This is a genomic window from Hyphomicrobium sp., from assembly GCF_036833075.1.
In the GTDB taxonomy this organism is placed as follows: domain Bacteria; phylum Pseudomonadota; class Alphaproteobacteria; order Rhizobiales; family Hyphomicrobiaceae; genus Hyphomicrobium_C.
The window spans coordinates 1-18,549 of sequence record NZ_DAITQL010000081.1; the positions used below are offsets into that span (position 1 = coordinate 1).

The window sequence follows — 18,549 nt, forward strand, 5'->3', positions numbered from 1 at the left end:
AGCTTGAATCACTGTTCGCTATTAAATCAAAGACCTGATTGGGTTCGGAGCCTAGTGCATGTGATCCGCAACGCTGTTGACCATGGCCTCGAGAATCCGGAACGCCGCGCGGCTGCTGGCAAGCCCGGACGCGGCCGGGTGCGACTGGCGGCAGTTCATGCCGGCGCCGAAGTCGCCATCTCGATCAGCGATGATGGAGCCGGACTCGACACCGAGCGAATTCGCGCTAAGGCGGAAGAGAACGGCTTAATCTCGGCCGACGCCAAGCTGAACGACCAGGAGCTTTACCAGCTCATCTTCCACCCCGGTTTCTCGACGGCCAAGGAGATCAGCTCGGTTTCCGGACGTGGCGTCGGCATGGATGTCGTCAAGCGCACCATTGAGACGCTACGCGGTTCAATCGACGTAACATCGAAGGTCGGCGTGGGAACGACCGTCACCCTGCGCCTGCCGCTGACGCTCGCCATCATAGATGGCATGCTCGTGCGCGTCGGCAAGGGCCGCTACACCATCCCACTGTCCGCCGTCGAGGAATGCGTTGAGCTGCCCGCCACCACGGCTGCGGCTACCAACGGTCGCAACTTCCTCAACATCCGCGGCTCCCTCGTGCCGTATCTGCGGCTCCGCGAGCTGTTCGGGGCACGGGTCCCTGCTGACTTGCATCAAAAGGTCGTCATCGTCTCGGCGGGCGAGCACCGCGTCGGCCTAGTCGTTGATCAGATCCTCGGTAACAACCAGACCGTTATCAAGTCGCTGTCCAAATTGCATGCGGACGTCGGTAACTTTTCCGGCGCCACCATCCTCGGGGATGGCACGGTGGCGCTCATCCTCGACGTAGCGCAGTTGCTGCGGTTCGGCCAAGACTTTGAAGATGGCCTGAGAAACTCGAAAATCGGGAGGGCCGCGTGAGCGAAGCAGCCAAGACTATGGGTGACGACGCGCGCAAGGTTGGCGTCACCATGCAGGCTCTGACGCTCGGCCTTCAAGATGAGGTTTTCGCCATTGAGGCGACGAGCGTGCGTGAAATCCTAGACTTGGTGCCGGTTACCGAAGTGCCAAATGCGAGGCCCTTCGTCGGTGGGCTCATCAATGTGCGCGGAAGGGTGGTTCCGCTTGCCGATCTCCGAGTGATGTTCGGCATGGACCTATCGCCGCCGGGACCCGATACGCGCATCGTCGTAATCGAGATTGATCTCGATGGTGAGGCGACGATCGCGGCTATCCTCGCTGACCGTGTGCACGACGTCGCAGATATCGAGACCGCCTCCATCGAGGAAGCACCCAAGGTCGGAATGCGCTGGCAGCCCGAGTACGTACGCGGCATCGCCAAACGCGGTGAGGAATTTATCATCATCCCCGATATGGAGCGGATTTTTGGAACAGAGGGGGGCGTGGAACGCGCCCTAGAATTGAAAGAAGGGAATGATTAATGCGACTAACTCTTAAGACAAAGCTTGGAGCGGCCTTTACCACGGTCGTGCTGTTAGCAGCAGGTGGCATTATTGCCGGCGTTGTTAATCTGTCGGCCCTTAATGGCAATATTGAAAAAATTGTTCAACAAGATTGGGTCAAGGTCCGAATTGCCAATGAGATCCTTAGCCTTGTCAATGACAACGGACGCGCCAATTTTGAGCTGACTTTGGCCGGCTCTGCTGCAGATCGCTCCAAGATCGAGACTCGAATTTCCGACAATGCCAAGGTCATTACAGCAAAGTTGGAAGAAGTTGAAGCGGTGGTTTATCACCCGGAGGGGCGAAAGAGAGTTGCTGCAATCAAGGAGGCCCGGGCACTTTATGTCACTTCATTTACAGAAATCAAAGAGCTAGTAAACGCTGACAAAAAAGAAGAGGCGGAACAAGCCGTCAGCAACCACCTCGTGCCGGCACTCGGCAAATTGATGGCCGCTGTCGACTCGTTCGTCGCATTTCAGAGTGACTTGATAGAGGAAAGCGGTAGGGAAGCTTCTGCCGCTTACCTTACCGCCCGAATGGTTATGCTCGTACTTCTCACTGTGGCAACCCTTGTTGCCATCGGCGTTGGAGTATGGATTGTCCTCAGCATCACACGTGCAGTTTCCAGTGCACTGAGCCTTGCCAATGCTGTTGCCGAAGGTGATCTCAACGCCACTGCCAGCGTCAAGTCTAATGACGAGATCAAGGACTTGATCGACGCGCTGAATATGATGGTCGCCAAACTCCGCGAGGTGGTTGGTGAAGTCACGATCGCGACTCGCAACGTAGCCTCGGGCAGTCAGGAATTGTCGGCGGCGGCCGAACAGCTAAGCCAGGGCGCTGTCGAGCAGTCGTCGTCGACGGAAGAAGCCTCCTCTTCGGTCGAGCAGATGGCCGCCAATATCAAGCAGAACGCCGACAATTCAGCTCAAACTGAGTCAATCGCCCGCCAAGCGGCCGTCGATGCCAGGACATCAGGCCAGGCTGTCGGTGAAGCCGTCAAGGCAATGGAGACGATCGCCGAAAAGATCCTGATCGTTCAGGAGATCGCTCGCCAAACCGACCTCCTTGCCCTCAACGCGGCTGTCGAAGCTGCGCGCGCTGGCGAGCACGGTCGCGGCTTCGCGGTCGTCGCCTCGGAGGTGCGCAAACTCGCTGAGCGCAGCCAGGCGGCTGCACAGGAGATCGCAGGGCTTTCGGGCGATACGGTGAAAGCCGCCCAGTCGGCGGGCGAGATGCTTTCCAAGCTCGTTCCGGAAATCCAGAAGACTTCGGAGCTGGTTGCCGAGATTTCGGCCGCCTCGAATGAGCAGAACGCCGGCGCGAGCCAGATCAACGCCGCAATCCAGCAGCTCGACAAGGTCACCCAGCAGAACACGTCGGCCGCCGAGGAGATGTCGTCAACCGCAGAGGAATTGTCGACGCAGGCGGAGCAACTGCAAAGCTCGATCAGCTACTTCCGGCTGAGTGAGAGCGAAGGGTCGGAGGCGAAAATCGCTGCCAAGCACACCGCGCGCGCTACCGCCAAGAATTCCGTCAAGAATGGCGTTGCCGAGCTCCAAGCAAGAGTCGCAGCCGCAGCTCCGACGCTGGGCAAGGCTAAGAGCAGCGTCAAGGCCAATGGCGGCTTCGCCTTTGATATGTCCGGCAGCGCCGATGCACTCGATGCTGAATTTAAACGCCAGGGCATCGCCTGAGGAGAAGCCGATGAGCGAAATGGCTCAGTACGTGACACTTGGCATCGCGGGCGAGCTGCTCGCGGTGCCGGTGGAGCGGGTGCAGGAAATTCTGGAGGTCCAACCGATCTCCCGGCTGCCCCACGCACCGGACTATCTGCTCGGAATGATCGACGTTCGCGGTCAGGGCGTCGCCGTAATTGACCTGCGCCTCAAGCTGGGCTTGGAGCGGACGGCGGACACGGAGAACACGCGGATCATTGTGCTAAATGCGACGGTTGGTGGGCGCGAATTAACCTTTGGTCTCAAGACGGACCGTGTATTCGAGGTGACCATCCTTGACGACAGCGCACTTGAGCCGCCCCCCGAGATCGGCGTCAGGTGGCGCTCCGAGTTCATCGCCGGGATCGGCCGCCGCAACGGAGCATTCGCAACCGTTCTCCAGCTTGGCCAACTTTTTTCCTCAGGCGATATCAACGCGCTAACGTCGCCTGCTAAGTCCGGAAATGAAGCCGCCTAATTTGCTAGAATGCGGCGCACGCCCGCATTCCTCGACCTGTCGCATATCAATAACGGCCGTTGTTCGGCCAAAGCAACTAGGATCACCCGTGTGTCGCACGCTTTGCTTCGCGCCGATCCGGTGGCGGAGCCTTCCGCATCCGATCGCTTGACCGATAAGGACTTTGCCCGCATCGCGGCGCTCGTCAGCGGTGAGGCCGGCATCAAACTGCCGCCGGCAAAGAAGCTCATGGTAGAGGGTCGTCTACGCAAACGTGTGCGGCACCTCGGGCTTCCGAACCTTACGCGTTATTGCGAGCACCTGTTCGATGAGGATGGACTTGTCCGCGAGTTTGTCCATCTGGTTGATGCGGTGACAACGAACAAAACCGACTTCTTTCGCGAGCCTGAACACTTCGTCAGCCTGGAAAGAAGCCTCTTGCCTGAGCTCCTCAGCTTACGCCGCAGGGGCGCCAAGCCGATGCTTAAGCTGTGGAGCGCAGCTAGCTCAAATGGAGCGGAGGCTTATACCATTGCCATGGTGATGGCAGACCTTGCTGCTAAAGGCGATTTTCAGTTTGCCGTGCTCGGCACCGATATATCGACAAAGGTGCTCTTGGTAGCTGAACGCGCCGTCTATCCGGTCGAGATGATTGCCCCCGTGCCACCGGAAAAGCAACAGCGCTATTTGATGCGTGGATGCAGCCCGCACCGGCATAAGGAAGCGCGCATCGTTCCCGAGCTGAGATCGCGCGTCGGCTTCCAGAGGCTGAATCTGATCGACAGCTCCTATCCGATTGATCGCGATGTCGACGTTATCTTCTTGCGCAATGTGCTCATCTACTTCGACAAACCCACCCAGGAGGCCGTTGTTCGGCAACTGGTCGGGCATTTGCGTCCAGGTGGCTTCCTCATTCTCGGCCACTCCGAATCGATGATCGGCACCAATTTGCGCCTGCCGCAAAGATCGCCCGGTGTCTTTCAGAATACATGATCGATGGTAAGCAGTATGGATGGAATAGCACTGACTGGCTCCTGCGGAAAAATCCGCGTGCTCATCGTCGACGACTCCGCCGCAGTGCGAAAGGTCATGTCCGACATCATTGCGAGCGCACCGGATCTTGAGGTTATGGCGACGGCCTCGGACCCGTTCGTTGCGGCTGAGCGGATGCGCCAGGAAATTCCCGACGTTCTTTTTTTGGACATCGAGATGCCGCGCATGGACGGACTGACTTTCCTGCGCAAGATCATGGCGCAGCGGCCTATCCCCGTGGTCATCTGCTCCTCCCTTACCGAGGAGGGCTCGCAAGCTTTCATGCAAGCGCTGGAAGCGGGAGCTGTCGATGTCATCACAAAGCCTCGAGTCGACACCGCCCAGGCGCTCGAACAATCACGCATGCACATCTGCGACGTGGCACGCGCGGCCGCACACGCGCGGATGGGCAACCGCCGGCGGCCGGCTCCTCCAGTGAGGATCGAGAAGAAATTGACGGCCGACGCCGTCATCCCGCCGATGCGTTCGCGCTCGAGCGACATCGTGACCGACAACATCGTCTGCATTGGTGCTTCGACCGGCGGAACGGAGGCACTGCGTGTCGTGCTCACTGCGCTGGAGAAGACCTGTCCCGGTATCGTCATCGTGCAGCACATGCCGGAAGGTTTTACGGCCGCCTTCGCCCGCCGCCTCGATAGCATTTGCGCCATTGCCGTTAAGGAAGCGGAAGCCGGGGATTCGGTAACCCCTGGCCAAGCGCTGATTGCACCGGGCAATCGGCACATGACACTGGAGCGAATTGGCAAGCACTACAGGGTCACCATCAAGGATGGTCCCCACGTATCACGCCACCGCCCCTCGGTCGACGTGCTGTTCCGTTCGGCGGCGCAAACAGCAGGCGCGAACGCGCTTGGTGTGCTCATGACAGGCATGGGAGACGATGGCGCCTACGGATTACTGGAGATGCGCACTTCCGGCGCCAGAACGATCGCGCAAGACGAAGCAAGTAGCGTCGTTTTTGGAATGCCGAAAGAGGCCATTGAACTGGGGGGCGCCACCAAAGTCGTGCCCCTCGAACGTATCGCTGGTGAGATCATGGAGAGCTCCTGGCGCAGGCCGGTGGCGCGCATATCGTGAGTACAGCAATCCTCGCCATCTCGCTTGATGCCTATGCGGGCGATCTTACCGGCCGGCTCAATGCCTTCGAGCGTCAGCTTGCCGAGCCGCGCCATGCCATCGAACGGACGTTTGTCGACATGGGCGAGCGTCTAATGAGGTGCGCCAGCTCACTGCGCGAGATCTCCGCTGCCCACAAGGGCATGCCAGCGGAACTCGAAAGCGCCGAATTTTTTGCAGCTGAGCAGATCCTGGTGACGATCCGCGAGCGGCTGGCGCAGATGACGCTCGCCCATGTCGCAGAGCAGGACGATATCAACGAACTCACCCGTATGGCGTCAAGCGTCAAGAAGCCGTTGCACGATTTGAAGGAAGCCGTGCGCGATATTCGTCTTGTCGCCGTCAACGCACGAATCGTGGCTGCCGATATTAACGGCCAACACGCAACGTTCAGCGGTTCGACGTCCGACATGACGGATCTGGGCCGTAGTGTTGAAAGCGCAGTCAGCGCCTTCTCCGGTTCGTTCAGTCGCCTTACGTCGAGCCTTTCAATCGCCCGCTCCGCAAACGCGGCGTTCGCCGACAAGCATGGCGCGACGATGAACTATATCTCCGGTCGACTCGGAGAGCATCTACAGGTCATCGCTCAGCACCGTGCCCGTGCTTCCGAAAAGGCAGCGGAGCATGGTCGATCCATTGCTCGCATCAGCGATAAGGTGGCCAACGCCGTTTCTGCGCTTCAAATCGGCGACATCACACGGCAGCGAGTGGAACACATCGAGCAAGGCCTTTCAGCACTCGCCGAGTACCTGGCAACCACCGATCCAGGCCAATCCGCCGTCACAACTGCCGTTACGTGCCGACTGCAGTCCGCCCAGCTCGAAGATGCGATCGGCAATTTTGACGAACAGGTTGGCACCCTTACTGAAACGCTTGCCCGGTTGGTCGCTGACACAGCGGAAGTGCTGCGGGAGAATGGCGAGGAGGCTGAGGATCTTTTTTCGAAGGGCGGTACCACGCTCGCGGCCCTAATCGATGATCTGCGCAACATTCGCATACTGTTCAATGACTTTGAGCAGACACGAGCGGGGCTTCACAGGATCGCCTGCGAAGTCGCCCAATCGGTGGGCGCCATGCTGGTCCTGATGGACGAACATCTCGACACCATTCGCGAGATCGAGCAGCGCATCCGCTTACTTAGTCTTAACACCGTCATCCAGTGCAGCAGGCTCGGCGTGCAAGGGAAGCCACTCATGGTTATCGCCGAAAATCTCCGCTCGCTTGCCACAGACACGGTTGCAGCAGCCGAGTCGATCATGGGCGAGCTCAAGAAGGTTGATGATCTCGCTCGCGGTCTGGTCGAACGCCGGTCGGCTGAAACGAGCGACAGCATAGCAACACCGCAACAGGATGCGGTAAAGGCCATCGCTCTCTTTGAAACGGTGGTGGGGCGTATGCGTGAGTTTGCCAACGTCATGAGCACAGCTGGGCCGCAAGCGGTGAACCTGCTCGAAACGACTGTAAAGTGTGTCTCCGGCCGGCAGACCTTTGCCGACAGCTGGCGATCTGTTCTGTCCGATCTAACACTGGTGGCCCCGCCTGCGTTGGAACCTATGGATGTCACCGGCGCCGATACGAAGCTCGTCGCCGGCATGCGCGCACGCTACACTATGGACCGCGAAAGACTTCTACACGATCAACTGTTCGGCCTTAAGACAGAACTCTCAACTGCTGAGGAAAACGAGGACAACTTCGACGACGTTCTATTCTGAGCGGAAGGACAACTGCGTGTGCGCATATGAACTCGGGAGCGCTGTCCGGCTGGATAGTGGTCACGACTGCTAACATCGAGCCCCACTCGCAATGGGAATGGTTAGGTCGCGAGCTGCAACGCTGGGCTCAGGGACAATTTGAACAACGAGATGTTTTATTCGCTCCGCGAAGTGCGGATCGTTATCTGCTGACTCAGACGACCTTACCAAGCCTTCAAGCCGCATCAATCGCTCGGATAGCCCCACCCCGAAGTGGTTGCGAAGCGCGGAAATCGAACCTCGCAATACGCTTTACTTTTAGCGAGCGGCGCGCCGCGCGCTCGCAACAACCGGGAAGGGCTCGCATCAAAACTCGCAAGAGCTGCGTCGCTGCCGACCTGTTAAGAACGCTTCCTTCTTTTCTGTCGCCAGACGACACATGAGACTACGTCATTGACGATGAGGGTCATATCGACGGTCCCGCGATTGAGACTTGCGGGGGCAAGGCAAGGCCTGCGCAATGAGGTTGCGCCAGCCCCGCGATTTATCCTGACAGTTCATTCCTTGCAGTCGGTCGCGCAAGCCAATTGACATCGGCTATCAGGCAATGGTAGTGAGTGATTGCTATCTTTGAATTGAAGCTGGAACATGCCCAATTACCTTCCCGCCGATGAGCGCCGGAAACGCACAGTCGAAGCTGTGGTTACCCTTGCTGGCAAGCAGAACCCGAGCCAGATCACGACTGCGGCGATTGCCAAGCACATGAGCGTGACGCAGGGAGCGCTCTTCCGTCACTTCCCCAGCAAGGACGCCATCTGGGAGATGGTGATGGAGTGGGTCGCCGAGAGCCTACTCAATCGCATCGACCGTGCCGCAGGTTCGGAAACATCACCGCTCGAAGCTTTACGCGCTGTTTTCGACAGCCACGTGAACTTCGTCATTGAGCATCCCGGCGTGCCGCGGATGATGTTTGGTGAGCTGCAGCGTGCCGAGGCGACACCTGCGAAGAAAGTCGCTCACGGCCTGATGCGGCGTTACGCAGAACGACTGACGCGGAAGCTGGAAGACGCCAAGAAAGTCGGAGAGGTTGTTGCGGAGACCGACTCTCGAGCAGCGGCGATCCTATTCATCGGCATGCTTCAGGGGCTCGTCATGCAATCCATGCTGGCAGGAAACATAGAAGCGGCACGTATCAACTCCGCCGGAGTGTTTCAGGTGTTCCGGCGGGGGGTGGCTGCGCATCGCGGAGCGCCGAGAGCAGCTCGCCAGAACGAAAGTGTGGAACGCTCAAGCAAAAGCCGCGCAAGAAATACCGATAAGAGTTGAGGCGTCTGTGACACGAACAACAGCAGCTCCTTCCGAACTGCCGGCGTTCAACCAACTAGACCCTACGCATGGGGAGACACCCGTCGCGGTCGACATCCATCAAATGGCAGGCGCCTTCCAGTTATTGCGTTCCAACGACCTGGTCTGGTCGCGTGTTGGTGGTGAGCGCTCCGCTGTTCGCCGTCGGCACAGATACTGATCATGGGATCCTTGGCGCTCGGTCTTCAAGTTTCACCTGCTGACGGATGCAGACGTCACCTTCCTTCTCACGAACGGATGTCACAATAGCAACATTGTGTCGCCGCGGCCGGACGCAAGGGACGCCATTTCCGCCTGCGTACGAAACGCGAGACGGATCGCTACGTCGATCCCGATACATGGTTGAAGGAGACGGTGGACCAAGAAGGATCGTGGTGGCCGGCGTGGGCCACGTGGCTGTCGCACCACTCCCGAAAGCGCGTCACGCCGCCCGAAATCGGCGCACCCGACATGTGTATCGCCGCCTTAGCAGACGCGCTTGGCACGTACGTGCTGCAGCATTGAGTGGTTCGGAATGATGACGCGTGAGGCTCGCAGATGATCGATCAACGCAAATGGCATCCGCTTGCGCTGGTGCTGGGAGCGACGGCTATCCTGTTCGGGATCCTGACGGTCATATCAGGCGGACGCGTCCTCTTTGGCAATGTCGCGACACAAGCCGCGGCTGGCGCCGTCATCCCCTTTGTCCTGTGGTTTAATTTCGCCGCGGGCTTCGCTTACGTCGCCGCTGGATTCGGTTTGATGGCACGCAAGAGGTGGGCCGTCTGGCTCTCTATTGTAATCGCGACAGCCACCGTGCTCGTGTTCGCAGCGTTTGGTGTGCACGTGTGGAGCGGCGGCGCCTACGAATTGCGGACCGTCGGGGCCATGTCGCTGCGCAGCAGCGTCTGGGTCGGCATTGCGGCCGTCGCATCGCGGCTCGCCAAGTTCTGAAATGCGCAATCAAGCAATGGAGCGGTCCGTTATGTCTGAAGGAAAGACGAACATTGTGGCCTGGCATAGCGCCGAAGTGCGTGGGGCGTGAGCGATCATGACCACGGCGCCAAAACAAACAGATAGCCTGACCAGCAATCCTGTCAGCGCAACACCAGCGGTTCGGTCTGGGAAAACGCCCGCGCTCCGGCGGCCAGTCCTGCGTTATGGTCTGGTCGGGGTCGGAATACTCGCATTGATTCTGGCGACTATCGCGATCGCCAACAATCGTCCTATCAAGGTCGATGTGGCGTCGGTCGAGCAAAACATCTCCGTTCGGGTTTTTGGGTTGGGTACCGTCGAGGCCCGTATCTTATCGAAGATTGGCTTCGAGGTCGGGGCGACGCTTATCGAACTCAATGTTGACCATGGCGATCTCGTGACGAAAGGCCAGGTGCTCGCGCGGCTCAGCCAGGGCGAACAGGAGGCCAAGGTCGCAAAGGCCCGGGCTGCGCGCGAGATCGCCGAGGTCAACATCCAGCGGGCGGGAGCGAATCTGGAGAAGGCAATAGCCGTGCTGGCGCAGACGCAGGAAGCCAACCGGCGCAAGCAGGCGCTTGTCGGCCGCAACGTCGTGTCGGAGCAGAGCGCCGAGGAAACGGCACGCGACGAGGCCGTGGCCAAGGCCGATGTCACCGTCGCACAGAGCGAAATCGCAAGTACGAAGGCCCAGCTTGCCGACGCCCAAGCGCAGTTGCAGTACGAGGAGACGCTGCTAAGGCACCGGACCCTGGTAGCGCCTTATGACGCAATCGTCGTCGAGCGACACAAGGAGCTGGGCACTGTGGTCAAGGCCGGTGATCCGATCTTCACAATCGTCGCCGTCGGCACATATTGGGGACTGGCCTACGTGGACGAGGCACGCGCGGGGTACCTCGAGGAGGGCCAGCGGGTCAATGCGCGCTTGCGATCGCGCCCGCAGGATGCGTTCACCGGCGAGGTGGTGCGGATCGGTCTCGAAAGCGATCGCGTCACCGAGGAGCGACGCGTGTTTATCAAGGGAGACAATCCGCCGCCGCGTGTGTTCCTCGGCGAGCAGGTGGAGTTCTTGATCACGGTGGGCGAGCTCGATAAGGCGCTGCTCGTTCCAGAAGCTGCTGTTCATGGCTACAACGGGCGCGAAGGTACAGTGTGGACCGTGGAGGACGGTCGATTGAGCCGGCGCCTCGTGAGATTCCGGCATCGTACCGAGGACGCCCGACTTGAGATCATCGAGGGTTTGCCGGACCAAGCCCGTATCGTGACGCGCGTCGAGAAGAGCTTCCGCGAGGGGCGCTTGGCACGGGTCAGCGAGGGTGGCAGGCCGTGAACCTTGCCTATCGCGACATCAAGCACACCCTCGGTCGCTTCATGCTGACGTGCATCGGTCTCGGACTTCTGCTCGGCGTCGTACTAGCCATGATCGGTATTTACCGCGGGCTCGTGGTCGACGCGTTGACGATCGCCCGTGCTCCGGCTGTCGATATTTGGATCGTCGAATCCAATACGCGCGGTCCCTTCGCCGAGTCCTCACGTATTCCAGGAGACGTTCGCGAAGCGGTCGCACGTATCGCTGGTATCGCGGCCGCGGGCAGCATCACCTATCAGACAGTCGAGACCGATCATGCAGGCGCCAAGCTCCGGCTCTACGTCATCGGTTACGAGGCGGCACGACCGGGCGGTCCGCCTGAGATCGCCGAAGGTCGAGGGATCGCCAGAAGTCATTACGACCTCGTTGCCGATTTTAGCACCGGTCTCACGCTCGGCGAGCGCATCCGCCTCGGGCGCAACATATTCACCGTCGTCGGACTGACCCGACATCAGGTCAACTCCGGCGGTGATCCAGCGGTCTACATTAGTTTGGCCGATGCGCAGAAGTTGCAATTCGATCTGGCTCCTCCTGCCGCACGGGTTCAATTGGCGCGTGGTACCGGGGCATCGAGCCGAGATACGGTGAACGCCGTCGTCGCACGACTGCAACCGAATGCGTCGGCGGATGCAATCGCCGAGGGCATTCGCCGCTGGAAACATCTGGAGGCGATCACGCAGGAGGCGCAGGAGCTGATCCTGACTCGTTCTCTGGTCGATCGCGCAAGGCGCCAGATCGGCCTCTTCACGTCGTTGCTGCTCGTCGTTTCTGCGGTGATCATCGCGCTTATCATCTACACGATGACAATGGAAAAGCTGAAGCAAATCGCCACTTTGAAGCTAATCGGCGCGCCCGACCGGACTATCATCGGCATGATCGTGCAGCAGGCCTTGGCGCTCGGCTTCATCGGATTCGGCATCGGCGCCACACTCATCGTTACCGTCAAGGACTACTTTCCGCGAAGGGTGGTCTTGGAACCCGACAATGTGCTCATCCTCGGCCTGATCGTGTTCGCAGTGTGCCTCGTCTCGAGCGGATTGGGCGTCCGCGCCGCCCTCCGCGTCGATCCCGCCACGGCACTCGGGGGCTAAGGTGACTGACACGACGACACCTCATCCGCTCGTGCGGCTCGATCGCATCTCGAAACACTTCGGCGAAGGCGAGACCCGCGTCGATGCCTTGCGCGACGTCTCACTCAATGTCCATCCCGGTGAGGTCGTCGCACTGCTCGGGCCGTCAGGGTCTGGCAAGACGACGCTGCTCAACGTCATAGGCTGCATACTCGATCCGTCATCGGGCTCGATGGAGCTCGATGGAGAAATGGTACTTGAGGACGGCCACTGGCTAAGAGCAAATCTCAGGCAGCTGAGACTCGACAAAATTGGCTTCATCTTTCAGTTCCACAATCTGATCCCGTTTCTCGACGCCACCGACAACGTCGCACTCGTACTGCAGCTTGCCGGTGCAGAGTCAGCGGCGGCCCGCACGCGGGCAATCGAGTTGCTCGAATATCTCGAGGTGGGACATCGTCGGAATGCCCTGCCGGCTAAGCTCTCAGGCGGCGAAGCGCAGCGCGTCTCCATCGCCCGTGCTCTCGCCAACCGGCCGCGCATCATTCTGGCCGATGAGCCGACGGCGGCGCTCGATTCGAAGCGCGCGGGCCTCGTCATGGATCTCTTACGCAAGGTCGCCGTTGAGCAGGAGGCGGCCATTATCACGGTCACACACGATGAAAAGATCTTCGACCGGTTCGACAGGATCTTCAACTTGCGCGATGGCAGATTGGAAACTGCTGGTCCGGATGGAGACCGACGGAAGCCTATTGCTTAGCGGCGGCGTCTTACGACCACCTCGATCACCTCCCGCTGCGGCAGCGGCGACCGACATGAGTTCAGATAGGCTGAGCGGCTATAGGACACTGGCAGTCGTAGAACTCGACGATGATCATCTTAGCGTTGGGATTACCGATTTCAGGCGCGCTGGCGTGGTAGATTTCATTCTTGAGTTCTTGCAAGACGCATTTGGCGTTTTTCCGTTTTCTCGTCCGCCTCAAGTTTGAACAGAGCGTCGCGCAGGACCTACACGTCCCCCATCAGATTAGTCACGGATACATGCGGCAAGCCCCGCGCAGTCTGCGTCATCGGCATTCCTTTGATTTTGGATTTGTGGGTTGTCCAGTAGTGCCGAAAGGCGCTTCTCGCGCAGGAGTTGATCGGACCGAAGGAATACCCCAGCGAGGCCATCGTCTTTCTCCGGTGCTGGTGCCTGTCACGATCCTGAGACTTCTGTGTGACGCCGATTTCTGCAATTTGTCCGGACACTCCCGAGAATATGGCGCGCTTGACGCTAGTCCCACAGGCGGAAAATCGAAGGGGGATCGCCTAGCCTGCAACGAAATGAAGGCAGAGGCACGGGAGTCTCAAAGCATGGAATTCAGACATGTGGGTGCACCGACCCTTACGCGCCAACGGCACCCCAACGTTACGGTAAGGGTCATAACGCTTCTTCCCCGGGCCGTCGGCCACTGACGGCGTTGCACCAGCCAGTACAGCGCACCTGATCAACAGCAATCGATTCCCAGCAAGCTCCTGGCACCGGTGGACAGGGCTAAAGCTCGCCATGCAGCGAGCTGTTAACGAGCATCAAGGCGATGCGCCGTAGCCTGTAATACTATAACCAACGCGATTTGATCCGCCGAAGTTTGCGATCCTGAGAGGAACAGAGCGCGATGCCGGACTACAAGGAATACGTGGCATGGGACGTGCCGACGCGCTTGTTTCACTGGATCAATGCGCTTGCCGTCTTCGGTCTTCTTGTGACTGGCCTCGACATCCTGCTCGATCCGCTGTTTCACCATTCCCCGAGCGGCAAGGTGACGCTCAAGGACGTCCACGTGCTCTTCGGCTACGTGATGACAGCCAACTTGCTATGGCGGTTTGTCTGGGCTTTTTACGGTAACAAGTATGCGCGGTGGCGCGCCATTGTGCCTGCTGGCCCCGGCTATCTGACAGCCCTCCGCGCCTACACGGCCTCGTTCCGCGCCGGCGAGCCTCAACAATATGTGGGGCACAATCCGCTCGCGCGTATCGCTGTGTCCCTCCTTTTCGTATTGCTTTTAGTGCAGGCAGCCACTGGGCTTGTGCTGGCGGGAACAGATCTCTACTGGCCTCCCTTCGGCTATTGGTTTGCCACGTGGATCGCCGCCCCTGGGGTTGACCCGGCCCTGGTTGTGCCGGGCGCGACCGACTTGATCGACAAGACCGCGTATGATGCGATGCGCGCCTTTCGAAAGCCGTTCGTCCTCGTGCACGAATTTGGGTTCTACGTCCTGGCCACCGTCGTCACTCTCCACATCGTCGCCGTCGTGGTCACCGAGGTGCGTGAAGGCGGCAGCATCACCTCGGCCATGTTCACCGGGCGCAAAATTCTCTCACAGAGTCCACCCGACGAGCCCGATAAATAGCTAATGGTGATTGGCCGCGGGCGTTAACCAGCCTGCTCTGGCAGCGAGAGCTGTCTAATTTGAGACAGGGCTCCCAGGAGCCTTGACTTGAAACGCAGTCGCCGCACCATTCGAGTGAAGCACAAACCGATGCTGCTCAGGATGCGCGACCTCCACCGTTCATTGGATGACCAATCGACTGTAGGTCGAAAATTGCTGAAAGCTTCCATGGTCGATGAGCGTTTCGTTAGGCGTTTTCATTGACTGCTCGCTGTCCTGCTCTGTCTTTTGGCGGACGCAATGGCGCTTGCATTCGGTCATGATCGGCAGGCGGACTGGCTCTGGCTCTGGCTCTGGACCGGGGCAACGGGCCCGGTCGTCATCGTGCTTGCCATCTCAATTATTCGCGATCTTCTGGCGCGACGCATGGGCGTCGATGCGATCGCGCTCTTGGCCATGGCAGGAGCCATCGCGCTTAACCAGTCACTTGCCGCAATTGTCATCGCTATTATGTACACCGGCGGCACAGTGCTCGAGGACTACGCGGTCGCGCGCGCCGAGCGTAATCTCAAGTCGCTTATAGACCGGGCTCCGACCATCGCGCTCCGCCGCAATGGCGATGTAAGCGAGGTGGTCTCGATCTCATCCATTGCCATCGGCAATACGATCGTCGTCCGCGCCGGGGAGATCGTGCCCGTGGACGGACTCATCACCTCGCCGGTTGCGGTCCTGGATGAATCGGCTCTGACCGGCGAGCCGATCCCGGTCACGCGGCCTCGTGGAGAGAGCGTGCGTAGCGGCGCTCTCAATGCCGGCGATACCTTCGAGATGACGGCTATAGCCACGGCCGAAGACAGTACATATACGGGCATCGTGCGTCTCGTAACCGCCGCTCAGACGGCCAAGGCGCCCTTCATCCGCTTGGCTGACACCTACGCGCTTTAGTTTCTGCCTATTGCAATTCTCGTTTCCGGGCTGGCCTGGGCCATTTCCGGCGAGGCTATCCGAGCACTGGCCGTGCTGGTCGTTGCTACCCCTTGCCCGTTGATCCTGGCCGCGCCGGTTGCATTCATCGCTGGCGTGTCGCAGGCGGCGCGCCGTGGCATCATTATCAAGGGTGGAGCTCTACTGGATGCTTTGGCGCAGACGCATACCGTGCTCTTTGACAAGACCGGAACGCTGACCGTGGGCGGCGCGCGCCTCGTTGCGATCGAAACTGCGCCGGGAGAAAGTGCCGATGAAGTACATCGACTTGCTGCGTCCCTGGAGCAGGCGTCCCAACATGTGGTGGCCAGCGCGATAGTTGCGGCCGCGATAGCCCAAGGGACTTGCCCTTCAGATGCCCTCGCAGGTGCATGAAATCGCGGGGGCAGGCCTGGAGGGCATCGTCGAGGGAAAATGCATTCGCGCGGGTTCCCACCAACTGATCTTCGGATCACATAAGCTCGACGATTGGGCGCTAAGGGCATTGCGCCGGGCGTCCTGGCGGTCTGCCCTCAGCGTCTTTATTTCCATCGATGGCCGCATCGCGGGTGCGTTGCTCCTGGGCGATGAATTGCGCAAGGAAACCCCGCGCGCGGTGCAGTCGCTTCGCTCTGCTGGGATTGCCCGCATCGTGATGGTGACAGGTGACCGGGCGGATGCGGCTGAGACTATCGCCGCAGCGCTTGATATCGACGCGGTCCTTTCGGATCGAGATCCATCCGACAAGGTGGATGCTGTAGCCATGGAGAACCGCAGGTGGGTGCAGCGGCTTGACCTCGAGTTACGGCTGACGGTGAGGAAGCGCGGCCGCAAGCGTGCTTTTGACCCTGCGCTCCGCTGCCTGTTCCCGATCGACTCGCTAATCGCTCGTCTTCGTGCAGGACCAGATGACTGACGGGCGCCGTTTCCGCGTGCTCGTCATTGTCGATGAGTGCACGCGCGAGTCCTTGGAAGCTGGTGCCGGACGCCCTCGGGGGGCGAGAACTTGGCCGTATCATCGCTTGGCACGGGAAGTTGAAGGCCGCGCTTTCCGATGCGATCCTGGGCTGGGCGGATGTGTGAACATCGCGCCTAAACCGCAGACTTGCGAATTTGCACGTAGACGTAGCCCAATGGCTCGTGCGGTCTTTGCCTCATCCCCGTCCCTGACGGGACCCGATTGTGGTCAGTTCACTTTTTGCTCCGATCAGAAGCTGCAGTTCATGCGATTCTCTAGCGGAAGAGTGCATCTTCGCGCCACATGCGGTGTATAATGACCATAGCTTTCGTGCACCGCGATCTTGGCCTTCTTCAGGCTACTTCTACTTCTCTGCACAATCCGAATGCGCCAGGCGGCCGTCCATCGCGTGTGCCCCCGTAAAGAAAGCCACACGCGTACGTGCCCGCCCTCATTAGTGAAAATTTCTAGATTGACGACGGCGGCCGGAACGCTATGCGCTTGATCCAGGAATGAAGGTGCTTGATGGTCGGCCCCTTGCCGTACCGTTCGCGGAGTTGCTTGTGCCCCATGAAGCGGCCGATGATCTTGTCGGGCGGATCGAGTGCGGTTAGCCGGTCCTCGAAGCTGTGGCGTAGACTGTAGAGCGAGTGCTCCGGAGTGGGTCGCAGCCCTCTTTCCTGGAGATATTCATTCACCTCGGCAGATAAATCATCGCTCAGATCGCGATAAGTAGGGAAGCCCTCCGGTTGAAGTCGAAGGGCAGCGAGCGCGCACCCGACGAGCGGGATGTCCCGCTCCGATGGCTTGGTCTTGAGGCGGCGCCCTTCGGCGCGGATAGAGACGTAGGGCACGGGCGCGTCGAGGTGGATATGGTGCGGCAGGAGGTTGACGATCTCGGACGGCCTCATTCCCGTATCGGCCATGACGTAAACGACGCGCCTCGCCTCGGGAGCTAGACCGCCCAGCGCCCCTTCGGCCAAGATGGCACTCTGGATGAAATCGGTCTCAAACGGCGGCCGGTGCCGCTTGTCTCCGCCATCGATACGCAGATCGTCGAAAGCCGATAACGGAATGTCGATCTGGCGCTCCATTTTGACGACGCGCAGGATCTTGCGGAAGCGGCCCATCTCGATGTTGGCGGAGTTGATGACGATCTCGCCTTCGAGGATGCGCTTCTGAAAAGAGCGCCGCACCGCGATCCCGTCTTCGCGGGTCAGGTCGAGGACAGACTTGTCGCCGATCACGGAGACGACGTTAGCGATGGCGCGCTTGACGCACCACCTCCACCTCCGGACTTGGTTCGGAGACATGCTAGCGAGGGAGGCCGATTGCGCACCCTCATAGACCTCTGCGAGACCGGAGAGCATCAGCGTCGGCTCGTCGACGCATCCAAGAACCGCGCTTGCGACCTCCGGCCCGGCCTTCTCCCGGACGAGGATATCGAGGCGACGCACGATCTCCTCCAATGGACCGACTGCCAGATTTTCCGCCGGAATGTAGGAGAGCCCTCGGTTCATGACCATCCGCTGCGACCGCTCGAACCTCCTATGAAGATCCGGATCGCGGCCGGCGGCCATTTCGCGCCAATCCTCTTCAAGGCTTTCGCTGAGCTGCGCAACGACCTTAGTCGCGCGAATGCCGCGCGGATCATTGACCACCCGAATGCCCGTCGTGAGCTTCACGACGCGCCGGTCATCGAGGTGCGCGTATGCCTTAGGGACGCGCCTGACGAGATACCAGATGCCGCCTCGATTTTGTGGCCGTAGCTGCCCCATGCCACCCTCCAATGTGCCCCAAAATGTACCCCAATTTGGGGTACACAGAGACGCGCCGGGAGGTGCATCATTCTTCTTTGTTGTTATTTGTCAATGTCTTGCATTGATGGCAACTCGATCGGCTCCACTAAGATCATGTTAACCTGCCTGGGACCGATAAAATTTGCCTCAAATTTTCGGCAAATTTGGCGAAACAATGATTCAAATTTTCCGTCTCGGATGGGAGCTTCCTAAAAA

14 protein-coding genes and 1 pseudogene are annotated in these 18,549 nt (G+C 59.6%); 14 read left to right on the plus strand and 1 reads right to left on the minus strand.

Going from position 1 to position 18,549, the window contains the following annotated elements:
- The 14 genes and pseudogenes from V7082_RS17895 to V7082_RS17960 form a co-directional block, all read left to right on the plus strand.
- Positions 1-909: chemotaxis protein CheA (locus V7082_RS17895; RefSeq protein WP_334150729.1), on the plus strand; the 909-nt coding region annotated here is incomplete at its 5' end.
- A 50-nt stretch (positions 910-959) separates the two neighbouring features.
- Complete coding sequence (locus V7082_RS17900; RefSeq protein ID WP_334150751.1) at positions 960-1,430, plus strand: chemotaxis protein CheW; 471 nt, start codon at positions 960-962, stop codon at positions 1,428-1,430.
- A complete protein-coding gene (locus V7082_RS17905) occupies positions 1,430-3,148 on the plus strand; it encodes a methyl-accepting chemotaxis protein (RefSeq protein ID WP_334150731.1) in 1,719 nt (572 codons plus the stop codon). Before V7082_RS17900 ends, V7082_RS17905 begins: the two co-directional genes overlap by 1 nt.
- Positions 3,149-3,158: 10 nt before the next feature.
- On the plus strand, positions 3,159-3,647 hold the full coding sequence (locus V7082_RS17910) for a chemotaxis protein CheW (RefSeq protein WP_334150732.1): 489 nt from the start codon (positions 3,159-3,161) through the stop codon (positions 3,645-3,647).
- A gap of 90 nt (positions 3,648-3,737) precedes the next feature.
- A complete protein-coding gene (locus V7082_RS17915; RefSeq protein ID WP_334150734.1) occupies positions 3,738-4,619 on the plus strand; it encodes a CheR family methyltransferase in 882 nt (293 codons plus the stop codon).
- 15 nt (positions 4,620-4,634) lie between these two features.
- Complete coding sequence (locus V7082_RS17920) at positions 4,635-5,756, plus strand: protein-glutamate methylesterase/protein-glutamine glutaminase (RefSeq protein WP_334150736.1); 1,122 nt, start codon at positions 4,635-4,637, stop codon at positions 5,754-5,756.
- Positions 5,753-7,507 carry a hypothetical protein gene (locus V7082_RS17925; RefSeq protein ID WP_334150738.1) on the plus strand — a complete coding sequence of 585 codons (1,755 nt, stop codon included), beginning with the start codon at positions 5,753-5,755 and terminating at the stop codon, positions 7,505-7,507. The genes V7082_RS17920 and V7082_RS17925 overlap by 4 nt, the downstream gene beginning before the upstream one ends.
- A 627-nt stretch (positions 7,508-8,134) precedes the next feature.
- A complete protein-coding gene (locus V7082_RS17930) occupies positions 8,135-8,812 on the plus strand; it encodes a TetR/AcrR family transcriptional regulator (RefSeq protein WP_334150740.1) in 678 nt (225 codons plus the stop codon).
- Positions 8,813-9,388: 576 nt separating this feature from the next.
- Positions 9,389-9,784: a hypothetical protein gene (locus V7082_RS17935; RefSeq protein WP_334150742.1), complete on the plus strand. Its 396-nt coding sequence runs from the start codon at positions 9,389-9,391 to the stop codon at positions 9,782-9,784.
- Positions 9,785-10,019: 235 nt separating this feature from the next.
- Positions 10,020-11,132, plus strand: coding sequence for an efflux RND transporter periplasmic adaptor subunit (locus V7082_RS17940; RefSeq protein WP_334150744.1), 1,113 nt, complete (start codon positions 10,020-10,022; stop codon positions 11,130-11,132).
- Positions 11,129-12,262, plus strand: a complete 1,134-nt coding sequence (locus tag V7082_RS17945) for an ABC transporter permease (RefSeq protein WP_334150746.1) — start codon at positions 11,129-11,131, stop codon at positions 12,260-12,262. Before V7082_RS17940 ends, V7082_RS17945 begins: the two co-directional genes overlap by 4 nt.
- A 31-nt stretch (positions 12,263-12,293) precedes the next feature.
- Positions 12,294-13,001, plus strand: a complete 708-nt coding sequence (locus V7082_RS17950; RefSeq protein ID WP_334150748.1) for an ABC transporter ATP-binding protein — start codon at positions 12,294-12,296, stop codon at positions 12,999-13,001.
- Between the two features lie 898 nt (positions 13,002-13,899).
- Positions 13,900-14,634 carry a cytochrome b/b6 domain-containing protein gene (locus tag V7082_RS17955; protein ID WP_334150749.1) on the plus strand — a complete coding sequence of 245 codons (735 nt, stop codon included), beginning with the start codon at positions 13,900-13,902 and terminating at the stop codon, positions 14,632-14,634.
- A gap of 279 nt (positions 14,635-14,913) precedes the next feature.
- A pseudogene (locus V7082_RS17960) lies at positions 14,914-16,351 on the plus strand (heavy metal translocating P-type ATPase); the annotation flags it as partial.
- A 650-nt stretch (positions 16,352-17,001) separates the two neighbouring features.
- Here the strand turns inward: V7082_RS17960 and V7082_RS17965 are convergent.
- Positions 17,002-18,312: an integrase gene (locus tag V7082_RS17965; RefSeq protein WP_334150750.1), complete on the minus strand. Its 1,311-nt coding sequence runs from the start codon at positions 18,310-18,312 to the stop codon at positions 17,002-17,004.
- Positions 18,313-18,549: the final 237 nt, after the last annotated feature.